This is a genomic window from Campylobacter sputorum subsp. sputorum (genome assembly GCF_008245005.1).
GTDB classification, from domain to species: Bacteria; Campylobacterota; Campylobacteria; order Campylobacterales; family Campylobacteraceae; genus Campylobacter_F; species Campylobacter_F sputorum.
Genome location: NZ_CP043427.1, coordinates 269,716 through 296,223, shown reverse-complemented (window position 1 = coordinate 296,223; position 26,508 = coordinate 269,716). Strand labels below are relative to the sequence as shown.

27 protein-coding genes are annotated in these 26,508 nt (G+C 30.9%); 16 read left to right on the top strand and 11 right to left on the bottom strand.

What is annotated here, in order from left to right:
• The first annotated feature begins 288 nt into the window (after positions 1-288).
• The 3 genes from polA (at position 289) to motB (ending at position 4,469) form a co-directional block, all read left to right on the top strand.
• Entirely contained in the window at positions 289-2,913 is a 2,625-nt protein-coding gene (polA, locus tag CSPT_RS01485; protein WP_089181981.1) for a DNA polymerase I, read from the top strand.
• 66 nt (positions 2,914-2,979) lie between these two features.
• A complete protein-coding gene (gene motA / locus CSPT_RS01480; protein ID WP_089181980.1) occupies positions 2,980-3,750 on the top strand; it encodes a flagellar motor stator protein MotA in 771 nt (256 codons plus the stop codon).
• Positions 3,751-3,758: 8 nt separating this feature from the next.
• Complete coding sequence (motB, locus tag CSPT_RS01475; protein WP_089181979.1) at positions 3,759-4,469, top strand: flagellar motor protein MotB; 711 nt, start codon at positions 3,759-3,761, stop codon at positions 4,467-4,469.
• Between the two features lie 5 nt (positions 4,470-4,474).
• Here motB and flhB read toward each other — a convergent pair whose 3' ends face one another.
• Positions 4,475-5,542: a flagellar biosynthesis protein FlhB gene (gene flhB, locus CSPT_RS01470; RefSeq protein WP_374188415.1), complete on the bottom strand. Its 1,068-nt coding sequence runs from the start codon at positions 5,540-5,542 to the stop codon at positions 4,475-4,477.
• Positions 5,543-5,715: 173 nt separating this feature from the next.
• Between flhB and CSPT_RS01465 the strand changes: the two genes are divergently transcribed.
• From CSPT_RS01465 to rpmA, 3 genes are all read left to right on the top strand, one after another.
• Entirely contained in the window at positions 5,716-6,744 is a 1,029-nt protein-coding gene (locus CSPT_RS01465; RefSeq protein WP_089181977.1) for a cytochrome-c peroxidase, read from the top strand.
• 164 nt (positions 6,745-6,908) lie between these two features.
• Positions 6,909-7,217 carry a 50S ribosomal protein L21 gene (gene rplU, locus CSPT_RS01460; protein WP_089181976.1) on the top strand — a complete coding sequence of 103 codons (309 nt, stop codon included), beginning with the start codon at positions 6,909-6,911 and terminating at the stop codon, positions 7,215-7,217.
• Positions 7,218-7,226: 9 nt separating this feature from the next.
• Positions 7,227-7,484: a 50S ribosomal protein L27 gene (gene rpmA / locus CSPT_RS01455; RefSeq protein WP_089181975.1), complete on the top strand. Its 258-nt coding sequence runs from the start codon at positions 7,227-7,229 to the stop codon at positions 7,482-7,484.
• Between the two features lie 57 nt (positions 7,485-7,541).
• On the opposite strand, the gene CSPT_RS01450 is transcribed toward rpmA, so the two are convergent.
• The 8 genes from CSPT_RS01450 to CSPT_RS01415 form a co-directional block, all read right to left on the bottom strand.
• The gene (locus CSPT_RS01450; RefSeq protein WP_089181974.1) at positions 7,542-8,480 is read right to left on the bottom strand and encodes a phospholipase A; all 939 of its coding nucleotides are present in this window, start codon (positions 8,478-8,480) and stop codon (positions 7,542-7,544) included.
• A gap of 272 nt (positions 8,481-8,752) precedes the next feature.
• Positions 8,753-8,953: a CstA-like transporter-associated (seleno)protein gene (locus CSPT_RS01445; RefSeq protein WP_033916887.1), complete on the bottom strand. Its 201-nt coding sequence runs from the start codon at positions 8,951-8,953 to the stop codon at positions 8,753-8,755.
• Complete coding sequence (locus CSPT_RS01440; RefSeq protein ID WP_089181973.1) at positions 8,928-11,018, bottom strand: carbon starvation CstA family protein; 2,091 nt, start codon at positions 11,016-11,018, stop codon at positions 8,928-8,930. The genes CSPT_RS01445 and CSPT_RS01440 overlap by 26 nt, the downstream gene beginning before the upstream one ends.
• 180 nt (positions 11,019-11,198) lie before the next feature.
• Entirely contained in the window at positions 11,199-11,735 is a 537-nt protein-coding gene (locus CSPT_RS01435; RefSeq protein ID WP_143297564.1) for a DUF2393 family protein, read from the bottom strand.
• Positions 11,735-12,271, bottom strand: a complete 537-nt coding sequence (locus CSPT_RS01430; protein WP_089181971.1) for a DUF2393 family protein — start codon at positions 12,269-12,271, stop codon at positions 11,735-11,737. The genes CSPT_RS01435 and CSPT_RS01430 overlap by 1 nt, the downstream gene beginning before the upstream one ends.
• Positions 12,268-13,017 carry a bifunctional phosphoribosyl-AMP cyclohydrolase/phosphoribosyl-ATP diphosphatase HisIE gene (gene hisIE / locus CSPT_RS01425; protein ID WP_089181970.1) on the bottom strand — a complete coding sequence of 250 codons (750 nt, stop codon included), beginning with the start codon at positions 13,015-13,017 and terminating at the stop codon, positions 12,268-12,270. Before hisIE ends, CSPT_RS01430 begins: the two co-directional genes overlap by 4 nt.
• 3 nt (positions 13,018-13,020) lie before the next feature.
• Positions 13,021-14,103: an SPFH domain-containing protein gene (locus CSPT_RS01420; RefSeq protein WP_089181969.1), complete on the bottom strand. Its 1,083-nt coding sequence runs from the start codon at positions 14,101-14,103 to the stop codon at positions 13,021-13,023.
• 8 nt (positions 14,104-14,111) lie between these two features.
• Complete coding sequence (locus CSPT_RS01415; protein ID WP_089181968.1) at positions 14,112-15,038, bottom strand: branched-chain amino acid transaminase; 927 nt, start codon at positions 15,036-15,038, stop codon at positions 14,112-14,114.
• 149 nt (positions 15,039-15,187) lie between these two features.
• Here CSPT_RS01415 and CSPT_RS01410 point away from each other — a divergent pair, with 149 nt between their 5' ends.
• The 3 genes from CSPT_RS01410 (at position 15,188) to CSPT_RS01400 (ending at position 17,386) form a co-directional block, all read left to right on the top strand.
• Entirely contained in the window at positions 15,188-16,210 is a 1,023-nt protein-coding gene (locus CSPT_RS01410; RefSeq protein ID WP_089181967.1) for a ribonucleotide-diphosphate reductase subunit beta, read from the top strand.
• 14 nt (positions 16,211-16,224) lie between these two features.
• Positions 16,225-16,857, top strand: a complete 633-nt coding sequence (locus tag CSPT_RS01405; RefSeq protein WP_089181966.1) for a protein-L-isoaspartate(D-aspartate) O-methyltransferase — start codon at positions 16,225-16,227, stop codon at positions 16,855-16,857.
• Between the two features lie 115 nt (positions 16,858-16,972).
• Positions 16,973-17,386 (top strand): hypothetical protein, encoded by a 414-nt coding sequence (locus CSPT_RS01400; protein ID WP_089181965.1) that lies wholly within the window; start codon positions 16,973-16,975, stop codon positions 17,384-17,386.
• 125 nt (positions 17,387-17,511) lie between these two features.
• Here the strand turns inward: CSPT_RS01400 and fliI are convergent, their stop codons facing one another.
• Together fliI and folE are read right to left on the bottom strand one after the other, a co-directional pair.
• Positions 17,512-18,822 (bottom strand): flagellar protein export ATPase FliI, encoded by a 1,311-nt coding sequence (fliI, locus tag CSPT_RS01395; RefSeq protein ID WP_089181964.1) that lies wholly within the window; start codon positions 18,820-18,822, stop codon positions 17,512-17,514.
• A complete protein-coding gene (gene folE, locus CSPT_RS01390; protein ID WP_211354937.1) occupies positions 18,819-19,376 on the bottom strand; it encodes a GTP cyclohydrolase I FolE in 558 nt (185 codons plus the stop codon). Before folE ends, fliI begins: the two co-directional genes overlap by 4 nt.
• 170 nt (positions 19,377-19,546) lie before the next feature.
• Here folE and tig point away from each other — a divergent pair, with 170 nt between their 5' ends.
• Genes tig through purN form a run of 7 tightly spaced genes read left to right on the top strand, consistent with a single transcriptional unit; the run spans position 19,547 to position 26,484 of the window.
• Positions 19,547-20,866, top strand: coding sequence for a trigger factor (gene tig / locus CSPT_RS01385; RefSeq protein WP_089181962.1), 1,320 nt, complete (start codon positions 19,547-19,549; stop codon positions 20,864-20,866).
• Positions 20,866-21,456 carry an ATP-dependent Clp endopeptidase proteolytic subunit ClpP gene (gene clpP / locus CSPT_RS01380; RefSeq protein WP_089181961.1) on the top strand — a complete coding sequence of 197 codons (591 nt, stop codon included), beginning with the start codon at positions 20,866-20,868 and terminating at the stop codon, positions 21,454-21,456. Before tig ends, clpP begins: the two co-directional genes overlap by 1 nt.
• 9 nt (positions 21,457-21,465) lie before the next feature.
• Entirely contained in the window at positions 21,466-22,515 is a 1,050-nt protein-coding gene (locus CSPT_RS01375; RefSeq protein ID WP_089181960.1) for a diguanylate cyclase, read from the top strand.
• A 3-nt stretch (positions 22,516-22,518) separates the two neighbouring features.
• Complete coding sequence (gene def, locus CSPT_RS01370; RefSeq protein ID WP_089181959.1) at positions 22,519-23,031, top strand: peptide deformylase; 513 nt, start codon at positions 22,519-22,521, stop codon at positions 23,029-23,031.
• A complete protein-coding gene (locus tag CSPT_RS01365; protein ID WP_089181958.1) occupies positions 23,028-24,545 on the top strand; it encodes a YifB family Mg chelatase-like AAA ATPase in 1,518 nt (505 codons plus the stop codon). Before def ends, CSPT_RS01365 begins: the two co-directional genes overlap by 4 nt.
• Complete coding sequence (locus tag CSPT_RS01360) at positions 24,542-25,918, top strand: NAD(P)H-hydrate dehydratase (RefSeq protein ID WP_089181957.1); 1,377 nt, start codon at positions 24,542-24,544, stop codon at positions 25,916-25,918. The genes CSPT_RS01365 and CSPT_RS01360 overlap by 4 nt, the downstream gene beginning before the upstream one ends.
• Entirely contained in the window at positions 25,909-26,484 is a 576-nt protein-coding gene (gene purN / locus CSPT_RS01355; protein ID WP_089181956.1) for a phosphoribosylglycinamide formyltransferase, read from the top strand. Before CSPT_RS01360 ends, purN begins: the two co-directional genes overlap by 10 nt.
• Positions 26,485-26,508: the final 24 nt, after the last annotated feature.

Genomic DNA, 26,508 nt, shown 5'->3' with positions numbered 1-26,508 from the left:
ACGATGTTAAGAGGCGTGATTTGTCTTTTGCCATTTTTTATATTGAGTTTTTTCATAAAAGTACCAAAAAAACTAAAGCACATTGGGGTTTTTATAATAGCAGTTTGCATATCTACATATTTTTCATCTAAAGTTGAGATGCAAGGAAAAGAACTTGTGTTTTATTTTTTACTAGATATGCTTACAACTTATCTTGGCGTAATTACTTTGATGGGGCTTGGGATAAGCTTACATAACTCTAAGCTTTGCAGCTTTTGTAAAAAATATAGAAAAATTTAGGAGAGTGCGATGAAAACTTTAACAATAGTTGATACATTTGGATTTTTTTTCAGACTTTATTATGCTATGACTTCGCTAAAATCAAAAGATGGTAAACCAAGCGGCATGGTAAATGGTTTTGCAAATTTCATAATGAATTTAAAGGATGAATTTAGAAGCGATTATATAATTTTTGCACTTGATAGCAAAGGAAAAACATTTAGAAGCGATATTGATCCAAACTATAAAATGAATAGAATAAGTCCGCCAGATGACTTAAAAGAGCAGCTTGTGGTTTGCATAGATATGATAGAAAAAATGGGGCTTTATAGTCTTAGCAAAGAAGGGTATGAAGCAGATGATATAATAGCAAGCGTTGTAAAAAAATTTAAAAATGATATGCAAATAAATATAGTAACTCACGATAAAGATCTTTATCAACTAATATCAGATAATGTTAGCATATATTCAGCCGCAAAAAAAGAGCTTTACGATAGAAATGGTTGCTTTGAAAAATACGGAGTTTATCCTCAGCAGATGATAGACTTTTTGGCGATTTGTGGCGATAGTGCGGATAATATACCAGGAATTAAAGGCATAGGAGAAAAAGGTGCAAAAAAACTATTAGATGAGTTTAAAAATTTAGAAGAAATTTACTCAAATTTAAGTCTTATAAGAAATGAAAGAACTAGAAATCTTTTGATTGAAGGCAAGGAAAATGCGTTTATTAGCAAAAAATTAGCATCTTTATATGATGATTTGGAAATTCCAGATATAAAAAAAGCCGAGTTTCCTAAGTCAAATCCACTTTTAAATGTTATGGATATTTTAAAGGATTACTCATTAAATCGTATTCTTTCAAATTTACAAACAAAAACAGATAAAGTTATTTCAAGTTTTGAGCCAGTTTTGATACTTGATGAAGAAACATTAAATGAACTGCTTTATGATATAAACGAAGATACTCTCATAAGTTTTGATACAGAAACAACGAGCATTGATAGCAAAAATGCGGACATTGTGGGTTTTTCATTTTGTTTTAATGATACAAAAAGTTACTATGTGCCACTAGCTCACAAATACTTAGGAGCACCAAAACAAGTTAGTTTAAAAGCTGCTAAATGGGCAGTAGAACAGATTTTCAAAGGTTATGTTATAGGTCAAAATTTGAAATATGATTTTAATATTGTAAAAAATTGTCTTGGTGTAAATTTACCACAAAAATATGCTGATACTATGATATTAGCTTGGCTAGATAACCCTGAACTTAGCGTTGGTATGGATAATCTTGCAAAAAGACTCTATGATTATGATACTATCAAATTTGAAGAAGTTGTTAAAAAGGGTGAAAATTTTGCAAGCGTAGATGTTCAAAGTGCTTTAAAATATGCAAGCGAAGATGCTTGGATAACACTGAAATTTTTTAATACGCTAAAAAATTCTCTTGATGAAAATCTTTTTAGTTTGGCTTGTAATTTGGAATTTCCATTTATAAAAGTGCTTTTAGATATGGAAAATAACGGCATAAAGTTAAATTTAGAAAAATTAAAAGAACTAATTAGCTCAAATGAAAAAAATTTAAAAACTCTAACTGATGAAATTTATGAAATGAGTGGAGAAAAATTTAACATAAACTCACCAAAACAACTTGGCGAAGTGCTTTTTGAAAAACTAAAATTACCAACCGGTAAAAAGACAAAAACCGGTTATAGCACAAATGAAAATGTATTAAACTCACTTCTAAAAGAGCACCCTGTAATAGAAAAAATTCTCTCATACAGAGAACTTTACAAACTGCAAAGCACATATTGCGAGCCTCTTTTTAGCCTAGCTATGAAAGATAAAGATAATAAAGTTTTTACAAATTTTATCCAAACAGGCACAGCAACAGGCAGACTTTCAAGTAAAAATCCAAATTTACAAAATATACCGGCAAGGGGAAGTTTAGCAAAACAGATGAGAGAAGTATTTGAAGCTAGCAGTGAATATAAGCTAATTTCGCTTGATTATTCGCAAATAGAGCTAAGACTTCTTGCACATTTTAGTAAAGATCCCGCACTTTTAGAAGCTTTTAAAAATGATGAAGATATACACTCAAGAACGGCTATTAGTATATTTGGAAGCAGTGATGGGGAGTATAGAGCTATAGCAAAAAGTATAAATTTCGGACTTATCTATGGAATGGGCTCAAACAAACTCGCAAATCAAGTAAATATCTCAAAAAGTGAAGCAAAAGAGTATATAGAAAAATACTTTCAAGCATTTTCAACTATAAAAGATTTTTTAGAAAATATTAAAAATGATACTAAAAATAGTGGTTTTACCACAACTTTACTTGGTAGAAAGAGGTATTTTGATTTTTCAAAAGCAACACCTATGCAACTTGCTGCTTACGAAAGAGAGGCGGTAAATACTAAATTTCAAGGAAGTGCGGCTGATATCATAAAACTTGCTATGTTTGAAATTTCAAAATATCTAAATAAGGATATAAAAATGCTGCTTCAAATTCACGATGAATTAGTTTTTGAGGTAAAAAATGAACTTATAGATGAATTTGCCCTAAAAACTCAAAATATAATGCAAAATATAATAAAACTAAATGTTCCGCTAAAAACCAGTTTAAGCATAGCAGACAACTGGGGAGATTTAAAATAATAAATTTAATGCGATTTTTAAGAAATTTGAAGTATAATTGCAAAATAATTATTTAATGGAGATTAAATGGATTTATCTACTTTACTAGGTCTAGTTTTAGCAATCACAAGTATATCAGTTGGAGATATACTTGAAGGCGGAAATCCTCTCCATGTTATACACCTATCCTCATTTTTGATAGTTATACCAACAGCTATGTTTGCTTCTGTTACAGCTACGCATAAAAGATATGTAAAAGCTGCTTTTAAAGAATTAAAATTAGTATTTAAAGGCGCTAATGTAAACTTTGCTCAAACTATATCCATGATGGTTGAGTATTCAACAATAGCTAGAAAAGATGGTATTTTAGCATTAGAATCAAAAACAAATGATATAGAAGATCTTTTTTTAAAAGACGGTATGATGATGATGATAGATGGGCAACCAATAGATGAAATAAAAGAAAATTTAGAACTACAACTAGAATCAGTTGAAGAGTATTATCATGAATGTAGTCATTATTGGATGAGAGCTGGAGAGAGTTGCCCGACTTTTGGTCTAGTTGGTGCTGTTATGGGTCTTATGCTAGCTCTTGGGTTACTTTCTGATCCTGCTGCTATGGCTGCCGGTATTGCTGGTGCATTTACAGCAACAGTTACTGGGATTATGGGTGCTTATGCATTTTTTATACCATTTGGAACAAAAATGGCATCAAATGCAAAAGATTTAATAAAACAAAAAATAATCATAATAGAAGCAATTGTTGGAATTTCAGAAGGAGCAAATCCTAGAAATTTAGAAGCAAAACTATTTAACTACTTGCCTCAAGGTGAACCTAGAGTTTCGCAATTTAGTTAAGGATAAAAATGGCAAAAAAGAAAAAACCTCAAGAGTGTCCAGCTGGAGAAAAATGGGCAGTTCCATATGCAGACTTTTTATCCCTACTGTTGGCTTTATTTATTGCACTTTGGGCTATTTCTGATTCAAGCAAAAGCAAAACAGAAGCTTTGCAAACTGAGTTTATAAAAATTTTTGATCATCCAAAAACTGTTGCATTAAAAGGGCAAAAATCTGGCGGAACTGAAAATGCAAATAAAGATAGTTTAAGTGGCAAAAACTCATCTGCAAACGCAGAATCAGAAGTAGGCGAAGAGCTGATGTCGCTATTAGATCAAAAAGAGTCACAAGTTGCTCTTGATTTTCCTGCTTCAATAAAATTTCTCCCAAGAAGTTCTGATATCAATGATCCAGATATAATAAATTTTATAAAAATAGTATCTCTTAGTATTAAAAAATTACCCCCGCAAGTAAATGTAGAAGTGCGTGGTTATGCAGATGATTATAGTGATGATTTGGAAAATTTTAAACTAGCTTCACAAAGAGCTTATAATGTAACTAAACTTTTATCACAAAATGGAATAGACCCAAAAATACTAACTTTTTCAGCACATACATCTACAAAAAATGTTCTTAAAAATGCTAATTCTAAATCTGTAAAAATTTATTTTAAAGTAAATAAAAACGATGTTAAAACACAAAAATCAGTTTTAGATAGTATTGAAAATGTGCAAAAATAGCCTAATCATAGTCTATTTTTAAATTTAGCTTTATTGCTTGTATATACAAAACTAAGAACTTCGGCAACTGCCCTATATAAATTAGCAGGGATTTCGTCGTCTATATCACAAACTTTATACAATTCTCTTGCAAGAGGCGGATTTTCTATTATAGGAATTTGATGCTCGGTTGCGATGGCCCTTATTTTAAGAGCCAAATGATCAACGCCTTTTGCTAGCACGATTGGAGCATTTTCCTTTGTTTTGTCATATCTTAGTGCAACTGCATAGTGCGTCGGGTTAGTTATAACAACATCGGCAACTGGAATATTTTGCATCATTCTACGCTGTGCCATTTGTCGTTGCAAACTTCTGATTTTGCCTTTTATTTGAGGATCTCCCTCCATCTGTTTGTATTCATCTTTTATTTCTTGTTTACTCATTCTAAGACCTTTAAAGTATTGAAATCTAACAAGCAAAATATCTAAAAGAGAAATTACCAAAAAAAGCATTAGCATAACTGCTGCTAATATCATAATTTTTCCCCTTAACCACAGCAGTTGCGAAAACATTGTAAAAAGTAGAGTTTGTGGTAACTCTTTTACAAAAGATAGTAAAAAATAAAATGCTATTATAAAAACCAGACTAACTTTTAAGATAATTTTTGCACTCTCAATAAGTTTTTTAAGAGAAAAGAGTTTTTTTAAGCCGCTTAATGGATTTATTTTATTTAAATTAAACTCAAGTGGTTTTGTTGTAAATATAAAACCAAATTGCATAACATTTCCTATAACTCCAGCTATAGCAACGCTTATAGTTATCGGAAGTACCATCATTAGTGTTCTTAAAATTGATGTTATAACTATTTGATAAACTAGCTCTTTTGTAAATTCTAATCCAATTAAACCTTGATAATAATGATATAAAAAAATAAGCTGTTTGCCAATAAATGGAATCATCACAAAAACCAAAACAAGTGCAACAAGAAGTGTTATAAAGCCTGATAAATCTTGACTTTTTGGGACATTTCCTTCTTTTCTAGCGTCTTCAATCTTTTTGGAGGTGGGTTCTTCTGTTTTTTCGTCATCAGCCATTTGCAAACTTTAAAATTATGAAATTTAAAAACTATTATAACAATATATATCTTTAAATAATGTAATTTTAAATTTATAAACACATTTAACCAACATTGCTGCAACTATTTTACATTTATTTAATAAATTTTATTGTAAAATAAAAATTTAATTTAATATTTTAAGGAGTAAAAATGAAATTTTTTTCTATCGTTGCTTCAATGCTAATTGTAAGCTCTACATTTGCCACAGACTTAATACAAAGTGCGAAAGATTTCGGTTTGGAACCACTTCCTCAATCACAAAAAGAAATTGATGATGCACTTAAAAATATCGGTATAAAATCAGGTAAATTTACGAAAGAAAAAGCAGAGCTTGGTAAAAAATTATATTTTGAACCTAGGCTTTCAAAAAGTGGAATTATAAGCTGTAACACCTGTCATAACTTAGGTCTTGGTGGAACAGACGGTGTAAGTGCGGCAGTTGGGCATGGATGGAAAGAAAATCCACATCATCTTAACTCTCCAACTGTATATAACTCTATTTTTAATACAACACAATTTTGGGATGGAAGATCTTCAACTTTAGCAGATCAAGCCAAAGGTCCTATTGAAAATCCTGTTGAAATGGCAACTCCAGCTAATTTGGCTGTTGAAAAAATTGCTTCATTACCGCAATATGTTGATGAGTTTAAAAAAATATATGGAAAAGAAGGCGTTACATTTGATAATATTGCAGATTCTATAGCTATGTTTGAAAGAACACTTATAACTCCCTCAAGATATGATAAGTTTTTAAGAGGCGATAAAAAAGCACTAAGCAAAGCGGAACAAGATGGATTAAAACTATTTATAGATAAAGGCTGTGCAACTTGTCATAATGGTATAAATTTAGGTGGAAGTATGCAAACTTTTGACCTTGCTAAAAAATACAAATTTGCTAATCTTGGTGATTTTAAAGGTGATGTAAACGGAATGGTTAAAACACCAACTCTTAGAAATATCACATTGACAGCACCATATTTTCACAATGGTGCAATTTGGAGCATAGAAGAGGCGATAAAAACAATGGGAAGTCTTCAACTTGGAATCGAAATAACAGATGAGGAAACAAAAAGTATAAAAACATTTTTAGAATCACTAACTGGTGAAATGCCACAAGTAACCTATCCTATGTTTCCAGCTAGTACCCAAAAAACACCACAACCAGATTTTAGTTTCTAATATTTTAATGTCTTTAAAAACTATCCTACATTTTTATAGGATAGTTTTACGATATTTTAAGTATTTTTTAACTACAATAAAAGTTTCCAACCAAAAAAGCCCCATAAATCTTTTTAAATATAAAAAGTGCTTTTTGGTCTTACCAAAATTTAAAGGATAGTTTGATGTATGCTATTATCAAACACAGCGGCAAACAGTATAAGGTTAGTGAGGGTGATTATCTTAACCTTGATAGATTTGAAGCTGAGAAGAAAGATACTATCGAAGTTACAGATGTTTTAGCTGTAAATGATGGTAGTTTAAAGGTAGGTGCACCATTTGTTGAGGGTGCAAAAGTTGTCTTAGAAGTGATTAATTTAGGTAAAGATAAAAAAGTCGTTATCTATAAAAAACGCAGAAGAAAAGACTCAAAACTAAAACGCGGTTTTAGAAGACAATTTACTCGCGTAAAAGTTACAAGCATAAAAGCCTAAGGAGATAAAATGGCACATAAAAAAGGTCAGAGTTCAACTCAAAATAACCGCGATTCTATCGGCCGCCGCTTAGGTGTAAAAAAATTCGGTGGCGAATTTGTTCGTGCTGGAAATATAATTATACGCCAAAGAGGAACAGCAACTCATCCAGGCAGCAATGTAGGTATAGGCAAAGACCATACTATATTTGCTTTGATTGATGGTTTTGTTAAATTTGAAAGAAAAGACAAAACTAGAAAAAAAGTTTCTGTTTATCCAGCTGCTTAAAAACTTATAAACCTTGATAAAGCCAAATATCAAGGTTTATATCTTATATAATTTAATTTATTTTAAAATAGCTATACCAAGCCCAACTTTATTTACTTGTCTATTGTAATCAATCAGACTTTCTCCATATCCATTAAAGTATTGTAAATATCCATAAATATCGTTAAATAAAGGGAAATACCATGAAAGTTCTACCGCACCACGATTATCATGGAAATTTAAATTATTTCTTAGCATCGCAGCAAGTTTGTGGCCATATAAATCATAAACAAATTCTATATCGCCATAACCCATATAACTACTTATGTCGTCATTATATTTATCGGGATTAAATGAATACCAAGCCCTAGGTATTATGCTTAAATTACCAAATGTAAGTTTAGTAGCTACATACGCTCTATTCCAAGATCTAGATTCTACGCCATCTTCTCCATTTGATTGATGATTTATCCCAAAGCGAACCCAATCTATAAAACCATAATTTGTAAAATTATCTGGTATAGTTATAAACATTTCAGGCTCATAATTGCTTTCTCTAAAAGGAGATGAATCTTTTTCAACTTGCCAAAAAGATTGCTGTGAATAAGCAACACTAATAGTCTCATCCAAACCAAGCAAATCATAAGAAATAGGCTTTTGAAAGCTTATCTGAAATTTAGCTTCACCATCTTTTCTATCATTTTTATCACTAAAATCATATGCGTATACAAAATAATTAGGCTTAAATATTCTAATACCTAAAGTATTTTCCAAAGTATTATTGGATAAGCTTTTTCTAGAAGATGTTTTGGTTTGAATTATTGGCTCTTCATAAGTGATATCTTTTTGAAGTTTATTTTCAAATTCTAAACTTTGATTAGCACTCATCTTGTAATATTTCATAGCACTTTTGAAATCGCCATTTTGTTCAAATTCTAATGCTTTTTTATAAAGCTCTTCGGCATTTTCACAAAAAAGCATAGAAGCACAAATGCACGATAAAATTACTTTTTTCATTATATTTACCTTAAAATTAATTAATTTTAGATTATATAATATATCGTTTTAATATTGCATTAACTATATAATATTAAAAAATCAACTTTAAGATACTAAAAAATATTTACTAAATTTAATAAAACTATATTGCATATTATAAATTTAATCAAATAAGAAAATTTATAAAACTATCAAATTCTCTTATTTAGAAATATTACACTTCTATAAACAAAATTTATACTGAAAGCTTAAATTTATGTAAAGCATAACCTATGCTTATTAAAAGCTTATCAGCATTTTACATTTTTAGATCTATCAAGCTGTGCTTGTCTGATAAACTCCCCTCTGGAAAGAGGAGTTTTATCAGGGTGATGCTTTTTAAAATGCTCTAAGTATTTTTCATAGCTTGGAAGACCTATTAATGGATACAAAGCTTTATCTAAATTTTTATAACCATTTTTTATCTTACTCCACACTAAATTTACTTGCATTTATATACTCACTTTCTCTAAGTGGATATTCTGTGTTATTACCATCTTTTATTTTTTTACAAATTCTAAATGTTTGTATTATCACAACAACAGTTACAAACATAAATAAACCGCAAAGCACAGCATCAACAATGTTATTTCTAATAATTGCTTCAGTTTTTGCAATTACCAATGGATCGCCTAATGTCGGTAGCTTAGCTGCTGCATTTTGAGCTGCTGCTACATGACTAACTGCATCGTGAATTTTATCCCCATTTGCTGGTAGAAGCTTTTGAATGGCTGCATACATTGTAGTTATCAAAACCCAAATAGCAGGTATTATTGTTGTCCAAGCATATTGGGATTTACCCATTTTATAGATAATAACAGTTGCTAAAAGTAGAGCCATACCAGCAAGCATTTGATTTGAAGCACCAAAAAGTGGCCATAATGTATAAATTCCACCCATTGGATCAGTAACTCCTGCGTAAAGTAGGTATCCCCATCCAATTACACAAATTAAAGTAGCAATTATTCCATAAAACATATTTGAAGTATCAGCCATTGGTTTGTAGACATTTCCTAAGATATCTTGCACCATAAATCTACCTGTTCTTGTCCCTGCATCAACAGCTGTTAATATAAATAGGGCTTCAAATAGTATCGCAAAGTGATACCAAAATCCCATCATAGCTTCCCCGCCCATAATTTCGTGCAAAAGCATTGTTAATCCTATAGCAAATGTTGGAGCACCGCCGGTTCTGCTTAAAATTGTATTCTCGCCTATATTTTTTGCAAGAGTATCAATTTCTTCTGGAGTGATATGAAAGCCAATTTGTGCTAAGCTCGCAAGAGTTGTGTTTATATACTCAGCTGCACTTGTTGATGTAGCTCCCAAAAGAGAAACCGGAGTATTGATAGCAAAGTAAATTTCAGGAGTTAATATGCAAGCTGCAATTAATGCCATAATTCCAACCATACTCTCCATTAGCATTGAGCCATATCCTATAAATAGAGTTTGACCCTCTTTTTCAACCATTTTTGGAGTTGTTCCACTTGAAATCAATGCGTGAAATCCTGAAATTGCTCCGCAAGCAATAGTTACAAATAAAAATGGAAAAAGTTTTCCAGCAAAAACCGGTCCTGTTCCGTTTGTAAATTCTGTAATTGCAGGCATTTTAAGATCAGGCGCTACAATTAAAATAGCAACAGCCATACCAGCAATAACACCTATTTTAAGAAAAGTTGAAAGATAATCCCTTGGAGCAAGTAAAAACCAAACAGGAAGAACAGAAGCTATAAAACCATAAGCTATAATTATCCATGCTAAGCTGGTTTTTGAAAAACTAAAATAAGCCGCTAGTACCGGATCTGCTGCTACATGATTTCCATAAATTAGCACTAAGATTAAAAGCACAAAACCAATTATTGAAGCTTCTATAACTCTACCTGGTCTAATAAACCTCATATAAAGCCCCATAAAAATTGCTATTGGGATTGTCATGGCAATAGTAAAAAATCCCCACGGAGAATTTGCCAAAGCATTTACAACAACCATAGCAAGAATTGCTACGATAATTAGCATTATAAAGAAAATTCCTATCATTGCAATAGCTCCGGTTACCGTGCCCATTTCCTCTTTTATCATTTCACCTAAGCTTTTTCCATTTCTTCTAACTGAGATGAAAAGCACGACAAAATCATGAACCGCACCGGCTATCACAACGCCAACGAGTAACCATATCATTGATGGCAAATACCCCATTTGGGCGGCAACAACAGGGCCAACTAATGGACCAGCACCTGCAATAGCAGCAAAATGATGACCAAATAAAACATATTTATTTGTTGGAACAAAATCACGCCCATCATTGTGAATTACCGCAGGGGTTGCGCGATTATCATCAAGTCCTAAAACCTTATAAGCTATAAAACGACCATAAAAGCGGTATCCTATCATATAAATACACACACTTGCTACAACCATCCATATAGCACTAATGCTTTCTCCTTTATGAAGTGCAAGCACGCCAAAACACCATGCAGCCAAAATAGAAAGTAAGCCCCATAAAACTTTACTTTTCATTAATTTGTCCTTAGTTTTAAGATTTTTATATTTTCTCACTATAAGGCTTAATATAAAATAAATTTTTTATAAATTTAGGTTAATATTTAATAAAAAATATTAAATAATACAATAATATATAACTAAATTTACACTATATAGAAAAATAATAATAAATTTGAATTTATAAATAATATAAATTTATTTACAATCAACTTTATAAAAAAATTTAGGATCTGTAAAATTAGGAGGAAATGAAAGCACGGCACTAAAACTACGAATTTCAAAAGGCTTGATATTATTTACAGACACATTTGATTTTACAGGTTTTAAATCCTCTGTTTCATTTTTATACAAAAAGCTAAAAAAATCATTTTTCTTAGTTAAATGTCGGCTAAAATCTTGTAATTTTCCGGGACTAGAGTTCATTTGAATGTAAATATCGCATCTGGATAGATTATATTTACTAGTATTTCTGATATTGCCTTTGAAAACTATGGTTTCGTTAATATAAACCCTTTGTGTGCTAACATCTGAAATAACCGCTGTTTTAAGTTTATCATCTAGTGAAATCATGATAGTATAAGAACCCATAGAGATTATCAACAAGGTAAGTCCTATAAGGACATAAAAATTTTTTATTTTGTCTTTATTTAGATACATTAATAATAAAATAAGAATAAATATCAAAATAGCACAAATCAGCACCGCAATATGCCATATAGTAAAGTAACTCATTAAAAACACTCCGAATCTGCCATTATTTTATAACTTGGTTTATATCCAAAATCTTTTATCAAAAAATTAATTTTTCTAGTTTCATTCAAATCAAGCGGTGATGATATTTTTTGAGATGTGGTATAAATTGGATTAAATTTATAGATAAAATTTTGTATAAAGTTTTTTCCATCTTTTATAAATTTAAGTTTTATAGAACAATATTTAAATTTATGTTTTGATAAATTTGTTAAATTTACATCCACAAGCAATATATCAGAATATTTCATTTCTTTAGTTAAAACAACGCTTGTATCTCTTTTACGAACAATATTATCAACATAATCCTTAACATAAAAAATAGAAAAAATAGCAATCAAAAAAGAAAGCATTAGCACAAAAATAGACACAAGAGGTGCTTTGGTAAAAATAGTAATAGAAAATAAAATCAACAAAAAAAGCAATACTACTATCCAAGCAATGGATGCAAAATCTATCCAATACCAGTGATCAAGATAAAAAACAAAGAATTCTTTTATCTGATTTAGAAATTTCATTTATTGCTTCTACTATTTTTTTCTTCTATACCGCTAATTGTGGATCTTTTTTGCAACTCTGCATAAATTTGTTCTGGATGAATGTTATAATTTGCCAAAGCAACATAAATATGAAATATCAAATCAGCACATTCGTAAATAACATCATATTTTGGATCATCACTATGCTCTCCAAATTTTTCAAGATTAAATTTAAAGTATTTTTGAGCCTTGCTAAGATCTTTGCATGCAAATGCTAACTCGCTTGCTTCTTCGCAAATTTTCTTTAAAAAATAATTTTCACCTTTGTTAAAAAGCTTTGCCACATAAGATATTTTTGGATCGCCATTTAGCTTTCTATCTAAGATAGTATGATAAAGCTCATCTGAAAAGTTATAAGAGCGGGTTTTGATATCTGCTTTTTGTTCTTTTATATCACTTGTTTCTAACTCAATTTTTTTATAAAAACAACTTTTTGATCCCGTATGACAAGCACATCCGCCTACTTGATCAACTATGATTAAAAGCGTATCATTATCACAATCCAAATACATATCTTTTATTATTTGGACATTTCCGCTTTCCTCGCCCTTTTTCCAAATTCTATTTTTAGAGCGTGAAAAGTAGTGGGCAAATTTAGTTTCTAAACTTAATCTTAACGCCTCTTCGTTCATATAAGCAAGCATTAAGACTTCTTTATCTAAGCCTTGAACTATAACTGGTAAAAGACCATCAATTTTTGCCCAATCTACTTTTATTTCACTCATTTGTTATTTACCTTCAATAGCACTTTGCTTTGGTTTATCCTTTGTATCTACCCATATATTTGGCACAGCTCCACCTGGTGTCAAGAAAATCTTAGCATCGCTGTTTTCTCTAAGAGCTTCATTAAATTTGGCTTGAGTTTCTATCTGTTTTAACTCAAGCAAAGATCTATCAAGGCTTTTTGCTATCTCTTTATTTGCATATGCAGTTGAGTCAGCTTCTATCTTAACAGCATCTGCTCTACCTTGTGCTTCTATCTTAACAGCCTCGGCGTTACCTTTTGCAAGAGCTGCTTTTTTGAGAGCTTCTTGATTTGCTCTTTCAACTTCGTATTTTGTTCTCTCGGCTTCTTGCTTAGCTATTTGAACACGTTCGATTTGCTCTTTAACTTTTGGTGGTAAAATAATTTCTCTAAGCTGAACAGCTAAAAGCTCTACTGGTTTATTTGGAAGATTGTCTATATAATCTCTTATAAATTTATCTATATCTTTTGCAATTACTTGTCTATTTGATGGAAGTTCTTCTGCTGTGTATTTTGCAACCACACCTCTTACTATTTCTTTTACGACAGGATCTATGATTTTATTTTCCCAACTAAGCCCCCAAGCTGCTATGGTCTGAGGTGCGTTTGTAGCATTTAGTCTATATTGAATCGTAACATCAACACTAACTGGTAAATTTCTTGAATCCAAAACAGAAACAGAAGCTTTTCTAATAATTCCAGAGCCCCTTACATTTATCTCGCCAGAATCCTCATTTGATGTATAGTTTATGATACGAACTTTTGTATCAACAGGTATAATCTCTTGTATAAATGGTATAAAAAAATGAAGTCCTGGTTGAAGCGGATTTGGTTCAAATTTACCAGCAGTTGAAAGAATTCCAACTTGACCTGATTGTATTATAGCAAATGGTCTTGCTATAGCAAAAATAGCTATTATAACTATAAGAGCATAAAGTAGTCCCGAAAATTTACCAAAATCAGGTTTTTTAAAGTTAAAATCTGGTTTTTTAAATCCATTTCCACCATTATTATTAGAGTTTTCATTTCTTTTTTTGTTAAAATAATCGTTTAAATCAGCTGGCATATTTCTCCTTATTTTATATATGTTAAATAGTGTTCAAATTTAGCGTTATTTCCCATAACTATATCGAAATAAGCTTTTTGTAGTTTAGATGTTATCTCACCCATACAACCTTTTCCAATAATCCTTGAATCAATCTCGCTAATAGCCGTTACCTCAGCAGCAGTTCCTGTAAAAAACGCTTCATCTGCTATATAAGCTTCATCTCTTGTTATAGGTCTTCTTATAACCTCATATCCTAAATCCCTAGCAATTTCTATAACAGTTGCTTGAGTGATACTTTCCAAGCTAGTATTGTTTAACGGAGTAATGATTTTACCATCTCTAACTATGAAAAAGCACTCTCCGCTACCTTCTGCTATATAACCTTGAGGATCAAGTAATAACGCTTCATCACACCCTGCTTGTTTAGCCTCGAAATTTGCCATTTGTGAGTTAAAGTAATTTGCGCTAGATTTTGCTCTATTCATCATAGAAAATGGCGCCGATCTCATCCATGAACTAATCTTAACTTTTATGCCTTTTTTAAGTGCTTCTTCGCCCATGTATGCTCCCCATTCCCAAGCAGCAATTGCAAGATCATTATGTGCACCTTCATTTGAAACGCCCATTGTTCCATAGCCAAAAAATGCAATCGGTCTTATATAAACAGTGTTTTTAAAATCATTGCTTTTTAATAAATCAACATGAGCTTTTAATACCTCATCATAAGAGTATGGTATCTTGATAAGGCAAGCTTTTGCAGAATCAAATAGTCTTTTTGTATGTTCTTGTAATCTAAAAATAGCAAGCCCCTTTTTTGTTTGATAAGCTCTAACTCCCTCAAAAACAGCATTTCCATAATGCAAAGAGTGAGATAATACATGGATTGTTGCATCTTTCCAAGGAATTAACTTACCATTCATCCATATATTTTTTGCTTCATTTATACTAGCCATTAAAATGTCCTTTCTAAATTAATCAAAATTTAGTATTAATTTTATCTTAAATTTTCTTAATATAAAGTATAAAAGTCTATTTTATATTAATAATTTAAACTATTTTTCGTTATAATAAAAATTTATAAAAATTTATAAAGGAATTTTTTATGAAAAGAAAGAAAATTTATAACCCTAGCTCAAACGAAAGCTTAACTGATAGAAAAATTTTTAGTGGAAATCCTCACGGCATTTTAAATTTTACAAAAGCAAAATATCAATGGGCATTAAAATTATGGGATTTAATGGAAGCAAACACATGGTTTCCAAGAGAAGTTGATACAACAGATGATGTTAGGGACTATAACTTTAACTTAACTCCAGCCGAAAAAAGAATGTATGATTTAGTTTGGAGCCAACTTATATCAATGGATAGTTTTCAAACAAATAATTTAGCTGATAATATAAATCCATACATAACAGCACCTGAAATAAATGCTATTTTAGCAAGACAAGCTTATGAAGAAGCAAATCATTCTAAAAGTTATGCAGTTATGGTTGAAGCCATTTGTGATAATACTGATATGATATATGAGATGGAAAAATATGATGAAGTTTTAAGAGAGAAAAATGACTATATCTCAAGTGTTTATGAAGAGCTTGCTGGTGATGTCAGCGATGAAAAACTGCTTCTTGCAATGGTTGCAAATCAAATTTTAGAAGGAATTTATTTTTATAGCGGTTTTACATCTATTTATGCGCTTGCAAGGGCTGGAAAAATGCTAGGATCTGCCCAGATGATTAGGTTTATTCAAAGAGATGAAATAACTCATTTATTGATTTTTCAAAATATGATAAATTCGGTTAGAAAAGAAAGACCGGATCTTTTTAGCGAAAAAATCATTGAAAAAATTTACGATATGTTTGAAAAAGCTGGCGAACTTGAAATAAAATGGGGCAAATACATTACACAAAACCAAATTATGGGCTTTACTGATGATATTATCACAACTTATATTCATTATCTTATAGATCAAAGATTAACAGCCATAGGACTAAAAGCAAAATACGGTGCATCTCACCCTATAAAATGGGTTGATGACTTTTCTAAATTTAATGACCAAAGAAGCAACTTTTTTGAAAGCAAAGTTACAAACTATAGCAAAGGAAGCCTTAGTTTTGATGACTTTTAGTAAAGATTTGTTTGATGAATAGTTTAGAATATACAAAATGTCTTAAAATGGCTAACGAAATAGCCGATTTAACCACACTTAGTCCAAAGGTTTATAAAGCATTTTGCCAAACACCAAGGGAAATTTTTGTACCCATAAAAGCACATGCTTATGAACTAAATCCACATCCAATCTCTGGAAATCAATGGATAAGCTCTCCTTTAACTGTCGCAAAAATGACCATGGCTTTGGAGTGTGAAGATATAGATAATGTATTGGAAATAGGCTGTGGTAGTGGTTATCAAGCTGCAATTTTAGGCAAACTTGCACATAGGGTTTTTAGTATAGAAAGAATTCAAAAACTAGCAGATAGTGCCAAATTACGCTTTAAAGAATTAAATGTGCTAAATATCAATATAAGATATGATGATGGTATTGATGGATGGAAAACTTACTCTCCTTATGAGAGGATAATTTTTTCTTGTGCTTGTGAAGAAATAAGTCCAAAAATATTTGCCCAACTTAAAGATGGCGGACTTTTAGTTGCTCCAATGAAAGAAGATGGTAGGCAATTCATATATAAATTTAAAAAAGATTTTGATGGAAATATATCAAAAGAAAAACTAGAAGAGTGCCTTTTTGTTCCGCTTTTAAGTGGAAGAGAGTAGATAAATTTAATAAATTTGCAAATTTAAATTTACTCATCCTTATTTAATAAAACTATTATTACTGTGATAGTTGCTTAAAATTACTAAATTTTTATTAAAAAAGAGGGAAGAGAATATGAAAAAATTAATATTTTTAGTAGTATTTTGTACTTTTGGATTTTGTAAAGATGTCTGTTTAAAAGATGAGATGAGAGCTACCGTAGATGCTCTAAACAAGCAAGCTCCAATGCAAATAGATCGTGATACTATTTTTACTGGATCTGTTTGTATTAATGATATTTTTACTTACAACTACAGAATAAATTTTAAAAAAGATGAGCTAACTAACGAACAAATTGAGAAGTTAGAGACATTGATGAAAGAAAAAGTTACAAATAGTTTTTGCTCAAACGAAAATATGCGTGGATTTTTAAATATGCTTAAAGGTATAGAACAAAACTATTATAGCAAAGATTCTAAATTCCTTTTTGTTTTAAAAATTGCCGATAAATTTTTACTTACTAAGCAAAGGGCTTTGCTTAGTAAGTAAACTCTGCTTGATGCTAAATACAAAAAATTTAACTTAAATTTATGTGTTTTGCAAATTTATAGATAAAAATTTAAATTTATGGACTTAAATTAATAGGCTTAGAAAGTTTATACAAAATTTAAAAACTATTTGTTATTTATCTCGCTTAGTTTTTTCTCAATCTCTTCAAAGCTAAACCCCTCGTTTGCACCTTGCCTTAAAAAATCATCCATATAAGCTTTTTTTGAAATTGCCGTATCAAGCTCTTTATCACTGCCTTTTTGATACGCTCCAATTCTAAGTAAAACCTCATTTTCTTTTAATAAAGAGTAATATCTTTTAAATTTGATAGCATTTTCGCGGTGCTCTTTACTTACTACATCATTCATAATTCTTGAAGCTGAGTTTTGAATATCTATTGGGGGATAAATGCCAAAGTCAGTAAGAGCTCTGTTTAAAACTATATGTCCATCTAGTATAGATCTGCTTTGATCGGCTATTGGATCGCTCATATCATCGCCTTCAACAAGCACTGTAAAAAAAGCGGTTATTGATCCCTTTGCTTCTTCTTTTCCAGCTCTTTCCATAAGTTGAGGGAGTAAAGCCAAAACAGATGGAGGATAACCTTTACTCGTTGGCGGTTCTCCAAGTGCAAGACCGATTTCTCTTTGTGCCATAGCAAAACGAGTAACACTATCCATAATAAAAAGAACATCTTGTCCTTGATCTTTAAAATATTCAGCAACGCTCATTGCAGTAAATGCCCCGTATTTTCTCATCAAAGGACTATCATCACTAGTTGCAACAACAATGACAGTAGAGTCTAAATTTCCACCTAAATTTTTTTCTATAAACTCAGGAACTTCGCGTCCTCTTTCGCCTATTAACGCAACGACTTTTATAGGAGCTGATGAGTTTCTAACTATCATTCCCATAAGGGTTGATTTACCAACACCACTTCCGGCAAAAATACCAAGTTTTTGACCCTTGCCACAGGTTAAAAGACCATCAATTGTCTTTATGCCAACACTAAATTTCTCATCTATAAGCCCTCTTTTCATAGCATCAATTGGCGGACGCATTATTGGTGTATAATCTGTGCAATTTATGGCACCTTTGCCATCTTTTGGTTGTATAAGAGGATCTACAACTCGTCCTAAAAGTTCAGTTCCAACAGGGATATTCATACCGCTTTCACTAAGATAAACCATATCTCCTATCCTAAAACCCTCTACAAAACCAAATGGCGAAACATAAGCACACTCTTTTTTTACCTCAGTAACCATACCAAGTCCCTCTTTTGAGCCGTTTTTTGATATAATCTTTACAATATCACCTATGCTTGGTCTAAGTCCAGTTATCTCTATGGCGGTTGATGAAATTTTGCTTACTATGCCAAATATATTTGATAGTTGTGGTTTTGATTTGAGTTTTGATTTAAGAGAATTTAAGCTCAAAATCTAGGCTCCCTAGGCGAGTTTATCAGTGAAAAAAACTCTTTTCTGGTATCAGGATTTGTTATGAAACTTCCGCGAAGTGCCGAAGTTGTAGTAGTTGAGTTTATTTTTTCAACTCCACGCATTTCGATACACATATGTCTTGCTTGAAGCACTACGCCAACACCAAATGGTTTTATAACTGATTGTATCGCATTTGCAATCTGCTCTGTCATTTGCTCTTGAATTTGAAGCCTTCTTGCAAAGATATTTACCATACGCGGAATTTTGCTAAGCCCGACAACTTTTTTGTTTGGTATATAAGCAACATGGGCTTTTCCTATAATTGGAAGTATATGATGCTCACATAGTGAATAAAATTCAATATCTCTAATAAGCACCATTTCGCTATTAGAAGTATTAAACAAAGCGTCATTTAATACTTCTGCTGGATCTTTGTCATATCCACTAGTCATAAATTCATAAGCTTTAAAAACTCTCTCTGGTGTTTTTAAAAGCCCTTCTCTATTTACATCTTCTCCCATTATTTCAAGCATTGTTCTAAATGCCTGCATAAATTCATCTTTTCTTGATAAGTCCAAAATTTTAAACCTTTTTAAATATTTAAATTTCTTTAAATATTATCAAATTTTCTCTTTTTTATGAATAAAATATATTTTTTATTTAATTTTATACAAAAATTTGATAAACTAAAAAGATAATTTTTGAAAAACAAAGGAAATAAATGGAAGTTAAGGCTAAATTAACAAATAAAGCTAACGCTATAGCTAGTGCTAAAGTTGATGCTAATATGCTTGATAATCAAGTAGAAAACATGGCAAAAAAAGCCTCAAAAAATATTAAAATAGCAGGTTTTAGACCTGGAAAAGTTCCTGTTAGTGTTGTAAAGAAGAGATATTTAAATGAATTACAAAAAGATGCTGAACAAGAAATTTTAAGAGAAGTATTAGCAAAGGCTATCGAAAATACAGGCAAAAAAGAACAAGATATGATGGGCGAACCATTTATTACTAAATTTGATAAAAAAGATGATGGCATTGATATCGAAATAGAAATTTCTTTTAGACCAGAAGTAAAAGTTGAAAATATCGATGATATTATCCCGGAGTATTCTACTCCAAGAGTTACTAAAAAAGAGATAGAAACCAAAAAAGAAGAGTTAGTTAAGCTTTTTGCCCCTATTGAAAAATCAGATAAAACCACTTTAGAAAGTGGAGATTATGCTAAATTTGACTTTGAAGGCTCTGTAGATGGTGTTAAATTTGATGGCGGAAGTGCAAAAGATTACATACTAGAAATAGGATCAAATCAATTCATACCAGGTTTTGAAGATCAAATGATTGGCATGAAAGTTGGCGAAGAAAAAGATTTAAATGTTAAATTTCCAAATGAATATGGCGCTAAGGATCTTGCAGGAAAAGACGCTGTATTTAAAGTAAAATTAAATGAAATTCAATCTAAAAAAATACCCCAAACATTAGATGAAGAGATGTTAAAAAAACTAGTGCCAGGCGAAGAAAACCCAACAGAAGAAAAACTAGAAGAACGCCTTAAAGATCAAATAAGAGATGAAAAACTATCTAAGCTTATAAATGAAGATTTAAAACCAAAACTTGTTGATGCTTTGATTGAAAAATTTAAATTTGACTTGCCAAAAAATTTAGTTGAGCAAGAAATAGATATGCGTTTTAGAAACGAGTGGCAAAAATTTTCTCCAGAAGAGATGAAAGAATTTAGAGAAAACAAAGACGCTCTTACAAAAAAACGCGAAGAGCAAAGAGCTGAGGCCGAAAAAAGTGTAGCTTTAACATTTATCATAGACGAACTTGCTAAAGCTAGAAATATCAGTGTAAATGATCAAGAGCTTTTACAAGCTATATATTTTGAAGCTTATAGATACGGCATAGATCCTAAAAAACATTTAGAAACTTATAAAAATCAAGGCGCATTGCCAATTATAAAAATGGCTATGATTGAAGAAAAATTATTTAACTCAATTTTTTCAAAAGATAATAAAAAGTCAAAAGAAAAAGAGGAAAAATAATGAGTTATTATGTTCCATATGTAGTAGAAAAAACTAGCAGAGGAGAAAGAAGTTATGATATTTATTCAAGACTTCTTAAAGATAGGATAGTAATGCTAAGTGGCGAGATAAATGATGAAGTTTCAAGCTCTATAGTAGCTCAACTTTTATTTTTAGAAGCCGAAGATCCAGATAAAGATATATATCTTTATATAAATAGCCCGGGCGGTGTTGTTACTAGCGGATTTAGCATATATGATACTATGAATTACATAAAATCCCCTGTTAGCACTATATGCATTGGACAAGCAGCTTCAATGGGTGCGTTTTTGCTAAGTTGTGGAGAAAAAGGCAAACGATATGCTTTGCCAAACTCACGCATAATGATTCACCAGCCGCTTGGTGGAGCAAGAGGACAAGCAACAGATATAGAAATACAAGCTAAAGAAATTCTTAGACTAAAAGAGGCTATAAACGAAATTTTAGCTAAAAATACAGGTCAAAAAGTAGCAAAAATAGCTAAAGATACTGATAGAGATTTCTTTATGAGTGCTAAAGAAGCGTGCGAATATGGACTTATAGATAAAGTATTAGAAAAGAGTTTTAAATAGAGAAAAATTATGGTTAAACTAGATAACACTACATCAAAAGTTGATGACGATATTGGCGTTGAATCAGATAATATACACTCTTTTTCCAAGAATGTATTAGATAAGCTTACAAAAGAAAATATCCCGCCAACGCCAGAGAATTTTGAAATTTATTTTAACCAAATGCTTGATGAAAAACCAGAAAATTTTAAAAAACAGATGTCAGAGTTTTTAGATTTTGATACCATGGATAGCAACAATGCTAGAATCATAATGGAAAATGACATTAAGCAAGTTTTTGTAAAGATAAAAAGCATGCTTCAAGCAGTTGCAGTTATATACAAAAACTTCTCTATACTAAAAAATATAATATCTAAAAAACTCTCAGAGATAGAAACAAATACAAATCCACTGGCCGTTAAAAATCTTCTTTTAACTTTAGATGATAGCATTGGCAAGCTAGATATTTTGCTAGAAAAACATATGAATATATTAAAAGATGGCTATGAAGAGGTTATCAAAAAACATAGAAGCTTAGAGGGTCAGTCTGTTTATGATTCTAAATTTGAAGTTTTCAATAAAAACTACTTTACAAAGATATTAGAAACAGAAATTGGAAACATAAGAAAATACAAATTTACTTCATCAATGGTGATGGTAAAAATAAGTGATAAAATTTTAGACAAAATTCCAAGCTTAAAAGAAAAAGAGTCCATAGTAAGAAATGCCGGCAAAATACTCGTCCAATCATCAAGAAGAAGTGATGTTATAGCATATTATGAAAAAGAAACTTTTGCTATTTTGCTTAAACATACAGAACTAAAAAGCGCCATTCAAGCTTGTGATAGGATATCAAAACTACTTTCTTCAACAATTACTTTTATAAACAATATGGAAATCAATATCCTAACAGAAATTTCAGTTTTATCACTTGATGTTAGTAAAACTGCAAAAGAAAATATAGATATTTTATTAAATGGTATTAAAGAATGCATTAAAGAAAATAGTCTGTATTTTGTAATACAGCCAGACAACGATAATTCTAGCCAAAATGATCCAGATATTTTAGAACAAGAGTAGTTTATGATATTGAAAGTTTTAACATATCCAAATAAAATTTTATACGAAAAATCAGCAGAAGTTACAAAATTTGACGAAGAACTCGGTAAATTTTTAGACGATATGTATGAGACAATGATAAATAAAAAAGGTATAGGATTAGCAGCTATTCAAGTTGGAAAACCAATAAGAGCAATAGTTATAAATTTAACAAATGATGATGGATTGCAAGACAAAAATGATCTCATTGAGATTATAAATCCTATTATCACTCGCAAAGAAAATTTAACTACTTTTCAAGAAGGTTGCCTTTCTGTTCCTGGATTTTATGAAGATGTGCAAAGAGCAGAAAACATAAGCGTTGAGTTTTTTGATAGACAAGGACAAAAACAAACACTAGATGCAAGCGGGTTGCTGGCTATTTGTATACAACACGAATGCGACCACTTAGATGGACATCTTTTTATAGAAAAAATAGGCTATAGAAAAAGAAAAAAATTTGAAAAAGAGTTTAAAGAAAAACAAAAAGTCAAATGAAAACTCTAAAATGTGCAACTTTTTGCGGTGAACTAAAATTAGTCGAAGTAGAGTCTTCGTTTGCAAGAGGATTGCCTGGCTTTGATATAGTTGGACTTGCAGATACCACTATAAAAGAAAGTATTTTAAGGGTAAAATCTGCACTAAATTTCATAGGATTTAACTTTCCTGCTAAAAAAATTACCATAAATTTATCTCCATCTGATTTTAAAAAAACCGGTAGTCATTTTGATTTAAGTATCGCACTTTTGATACTTTTACAACATCTTGAAAATATAGAACCTATTTTTGTCTTTGGCGAACTTGGTTTAGATGGAAGTGTAAAAAGCACGGCAAATCTTTTTTCTATTTTACTTTTTTTAAGCACAAAAGTTAAAAAAGCAAAAATTCTTCTTCCAAAAGATATAGCAAACAAAGCTGCAATGATACCAAATTTGGAAATTTATGCCATAAACTCCATCCAAGATGCTATTAAATTTTTTGAAGACAAACAAAATGAACAAGAATTTAAATACACTAAAACTCACAAAATTTTTGAGAATTTCATAGAGATAAATGGAGAAAAATTTATACCAAATTTTGATTTTTCTATGGATTTTAGCGACATAAAAGGACAAGGTAGAGCAAAAACAGCTTGTCTTATAGCAGCAAGTGGAATGCATAATGTGTTATTTGAAGGAAGTCCAGGATGTGGTAAAAGTATGTGTGCAAAAAGACTAAGATATATTTTGCCACCACAAAGTTTAGATGAAATTTTGCTTAGCTGTGCATATAGCTCTTTAAATAACGAAGATGTCGAGTTTAGCACACTTAGATCTTTTAGAAATCCTCATCACAGCTCGACAAGAAGTTCAATCTTCGGTGGAGGCTCAAATAGAGCTAAAATCGGTGAAGTAGCCTTGGCAAATGGAGGTGAGCTGTTTTTTGACGAATTTCCACACTTTTCTAAGCAGGTTTTAGAGTCTTTAAGAGAACCGCTTGAAGATAATCAAATTTTGGTTTCAAGGGTAAATTCAAAAGTAAAATACGATACTAAATTTGTATTTGTAGCAGCACAAAACCCGTGTCCTTGTGGAAATTATCTAAGCAAAGATAAAATTTGCTCTTGTTTGCCACTTGATATAAAACGCTACAAATCACGCATATCTGGACCACTTTTAGACAGAATAGACATATATGTTTTGATGGATGAAATTAGCAAAAACGATAAAAGCGATATAAGCAGCAAAGAGATGTATGAAAAAGTTATTTTGGCTTTTAAAAAACAGAAAATGCGAGGACAAAAAGAACTAAATGGCAAAATGAGCGATGAGGATATAAAAAGGTTTTGCATACTAGAAAATGATGCTAAAAATATGCTAGATATGGCTATTTCAAGATATCAACTTTCACATCGTGGTATAAATAAAATTTTAAAAACTTCAAGAACGATTGCTGATTTAAAGGAACAAGAAATCATCAAAAAAGATGATATTTTAGAATCAATGAGCTATAAAATGGTAAATGAAATATGAAAAAGATATTTTTACAAACAAATGATTTAGATAAAAACACGAGCGAAAACTTAGGCATAAATGAGCTAGTATTGATGGAAAATGCGGCTTCAAAAATAGAAACAATAATAAGAAAAAAAGTAAAAAAACACTCTAAAATCCTAGCAGTTTGTGGCAGCGGAAATAACGGAGCGGACGCAATTTGTGCTTTAAGAAAGCTAAGTGGTGATTATGAATGTTATGTTTATTTTGTATCAAAAAATTTACACAAAATGCCACAAATTCAGCTAAATATAGCTAAAAAAGTTGGCGTTAGAGAAGTTTTAAATTTAGACAATAATTATAAATGCGTGTTAGATGGAATTTATGGAAGTGGTTTTAGTGGAGAAATAGACAATGAAACACAATGCATTATAGAAAAAATAAATCAAATAAAAGCTCTAAAAATCGCAGTTGATATCCCAAGTGGTATAAATTTATACGGACAAATCAAACAAATTTCATTTAAAGCCGATATTACTGTTTGTATGGGAGCATTAAAAATCGCTCTTTTTTCAGATATTGTAAAAGATTTTGTTGGAAAAATCATAGTTGCAAATTTAGGAATTTCTAGAGATAAATTTGAAAAAGAGAGTAATGTAAATTTGCTCGAAAAAAGTGATATGATTTTGCCAATTAGAAAACATAAAAATACAAATAAGGGAAGTTTCGGACATACTTATGTAGTTTGTGGCGATATGAACGGAGCAAGCGAGATAGCAGCCCTTAGTGCAAATGCTGTCGGAAGTGGGCTTGTAAGCATAGTTGGAGAAAATATGTGTATAAATCCTATCATAATGCAAAAAGATTCACTAAAAAATGCAAAAGTTGTAGTAATTGGCTGCGGTCTTGGTAAAAAAGAAGTAAATTTCGATGAGTTACAAGATAAAACTCTAGTAATAGATGCAGATATGTGCTATATGCAAAAGACCATTACACTTATAGAAAAAAATCCAAATTTTATCATAACCCCGCACCCAAAAGAATTTTCATCTCTTCTAAAACTTGCAAATTTAGCTCAAATTGACACGCAAGAGTTGCAAGAAAATAGATTTAAATATGCTAAAATTTGGAGTGAAAATTTTAGAGGTGTTCTCGTGCTAAAAGGTGCAAATACAATCATCGCTAGTAATGGTAAACTTTTTGTTATGACAAAAGGCACAAACGCTTTGGCAAAGGGCGGAAGTGGAGATGTTTTAGCTGGTATTATAGGCGGTCTTTTAGCACAAAATTACACTCTTTTGGATGCAAGCATAAGCGGGGTTTTGATGCATGCATATGCTGCAAAAAAATTCAAAAAACACTCATATTCACTTAACTCATTTGATTTAATAAAAGGTTTAAAATGTCTGTAAAAAATATAGCGATATTATTTAGCGGAAATGGTTCAAATTTAGAAGCTATTTTAAATAAAGTTCATAACAAAACTTTTGGCAATACAACCATAAAATGCACTCTTTGCATATCAAATAAACCCGATGCTTACGGCATTATAAGAGCGAAAAAATTTGAATTAGATACAATTATCATAGAAAACAAAAATTTCAAAACAAGAGAAGATTTTGATAAAGCTTTGGTTGATGAGATACAAAAATATGATATAGATTTGGTGGTTTTAGCTGGTTTTATGCGTATTTTAACGCCAGTTTTCACATCGCAAATAAAAGCCATAAATCTTCATCCAAGCATTTTGCCACTTTTTAAAGGAGCTCACGCCATTAAGGAAAGTTTTCAAAGCGAAATGATGGTTGGTGGAGTTAGTGTTCATATGGTTAGCGAAGAACTTGATGGCGGAAAAATCATAGCACAAGAAACTTTCAAACGAGAAAAAAATATGAGTTTAGAAAAGTGGGAAGAAAAAACCCACTCACTAGAGCATGAAATTTTGCCGCAAAGCATAATAAATTTACTAACAGAATAAACATAAATTTAGCGACAAATATAT

What these genes read in the sequence shown, in the direction of transcription:
- polA (WP_089181981.1), top strand. Translation starts at nt 289, where the DNA reads ATGAAAACTTTAACAATAGTTGATACATTTGGATTTTTTTTCAGACTT.
- motA (WP_089181980.1), top strand. Translation starts at nt 2,980, where the DNA reads ATGGATTTATCTACTTTACTAGGTCTAGTTTTAGCAATCACAAGTATA.
- motB (WP_089181979.1), top strand. Translation starts at nt 3,759, where the DNA reads ATGGCAAAAAAGAAAAAACCTCAAGAGTGTCCAGCTGGAGAAAAATGG.
- flhB (WP_374188415.1), bottom strand. Translation starts at nt 5,542, where the DNA reads ATGGCTGATGACGAAAAAACAGAAGAACCCACCTCCAAAAAGATTGAA.
- CSPT_RS01465 (WP_089181977.1), top strand. Translation starts at nt 5,716, where the DNA reads ATGAAATTTTTTTCTATCGTTGCTTCAATGCTAATTGTAAGCTCTACA.
- rplU (WP_089181976.1), top strand. Translation starts at nt 6,909, where the DNA reads ATGTATGCTATTATCAAACACAGCGGCAAACAGTATAAGGTTAGTGAG.
- rpmA (WP_089181975.1), top strand. Translation starts at nt 7,227, where the DNA reads ATGGCACATAAAAAAGGTCAGAGTTCAACTCAAAATAACCGCGATTCT.
- CSPT_RS01450 (WP_089181974.1), bottom strand. Translation starts at nt 8,480, where the DNA reads ATGAAAAAAGTAATTTTATCGTGCATTTGTGCTTCTATGCTTTTTTGT.
- CSPT_RS01445 (WP_033916887.1), bottom strand. Translation starts at nt 8,953, where the DNA reads ATGCAAGTAAATTTAGTGTGGAGTAAGATAAAAAATGGTTATAAAAAT.
- CSPT_RS01440 (WP_089181973.1), bottom strand. Translation starts at nt 11,018, where the DNA reads ATGAAAAGTAAAGTTTTATGGGGCTTACTTTCTATTTTGGCTGCATGG.
- CSPT_RS01435 (WP_143297564.1), bottom strand. Translation starts at nt 11,735, where the DNA reads ATGAGTTACTTTACTATATGGCATATTGCGGTGCTGATTTGTGCTATT.
- CSPT_RS01430 (WP_089181971.1), bottom strand. Translation starts at nt 12,271, where the DNA reads ATGAAATTTCTAAATCAGATAAAAGAATTCTTTGTTTTTTATCTTGAT.
- hisIE (WP_089181970.1), bottom strand. Translation starts at nt 13,017, where the DNA reads ATGAGTGAAATAAAAGTAGATTGGGCAAAAATTGATGGTCTTTTACCA.
- CSPT_RS01420 (WP_089181969.1), bottom strand. Translation starts at nt 14,103, where the DNA reads ATGCCAGCTGATTTAAACGATTATTTTAACAAAAAAAGAAATGAAAAC.
- CSPT_RS01415 (WP_089181968.1), bottom strand. Translation starts at nt 15,038, where the DNA reads ATGGCTAGTATAAATGAAGCAAAAAATATATGGATGAATGGTAAGTTA.
- CSPT_RS01410 (WP_089181967.1), top strand. Translation starts at nt 15,188, where the DNA reads ATGAAAAGAAAGAAAATTTATAACCCTAGCTCAAACGAAAGCTTAACT.
- CSPT_RS01405 (WP_089181966.1), top strand. Translation starts at nt 16,225, where the DNA reads ATGAATAGTTTAGAATATACAAAATGTCTTAAAATGGCTAACGAAATA.
- CSPT_RS01400 (WP_089181965.1), top strand. Translation starts at nt 16,973, where the DNA reads ATGAAAAAATTAATATTTTTAGTAGTATTTTGTACTTTTGGATTTTGT.
- folE (WP_211354937.1), bottom strand. Translation starts at nt 19,376, where the DNA reads ATGCAGGCATTTAGAACAATGCTTGAAATAATGGGAGAAGATGTAAAT.
- tig (WP_089181962.1), top strand. Translation starts at nt 19,547, where the DNA reads ATGGAAGTTAAGGCTAAATTAACAAATAAAGCTAACGCTATAGCTAGT.
- clpP (WP_089181961.1), top strand. Translation starts at nt 20,866, where the DNA reads ATGAGTTATTATGTTCCATATGTAGTAGAAAAAACTAGCAGAGGAGAA.
- CSPT_RS01375 (WP_089181960.1), top strand. Translation starts at nt 21,466, where the DNA reads ATGGTTAAACTAGATAACACTACATCAAAAGTTGATGACGATATTGGC.
- def (WP_089181959.1), top strand. Translation starts at nt 22,519, where the DNA reads ATGATATTGAAAGTTTTAACATATCCAAATAAAATTTTATACGAAAAA.
- CSPT_RS01365 (WP_089181958.1), top strand. Translation starts at nt 23,028, where the DNA reads ATGAAAACTCTAAAATGTGCAACTTTTTGCGGTGAACTAAAATTAGTC.
- CSPT_RS01360 (WP_089181957.1), top strand. Translation starts at nt 24,542, where the DNA reads ATGAAAAAGATATTTTTACAAACAAATGATTTAGATAAAAACACGAGC.
- purN (WP_089181956.1), top strand. Translation starts at nt 25,909, where the DNA reads ATGTCTGTAAAAAATATAGCGATATTATTTAGCGGAAATGGTTCAAAT.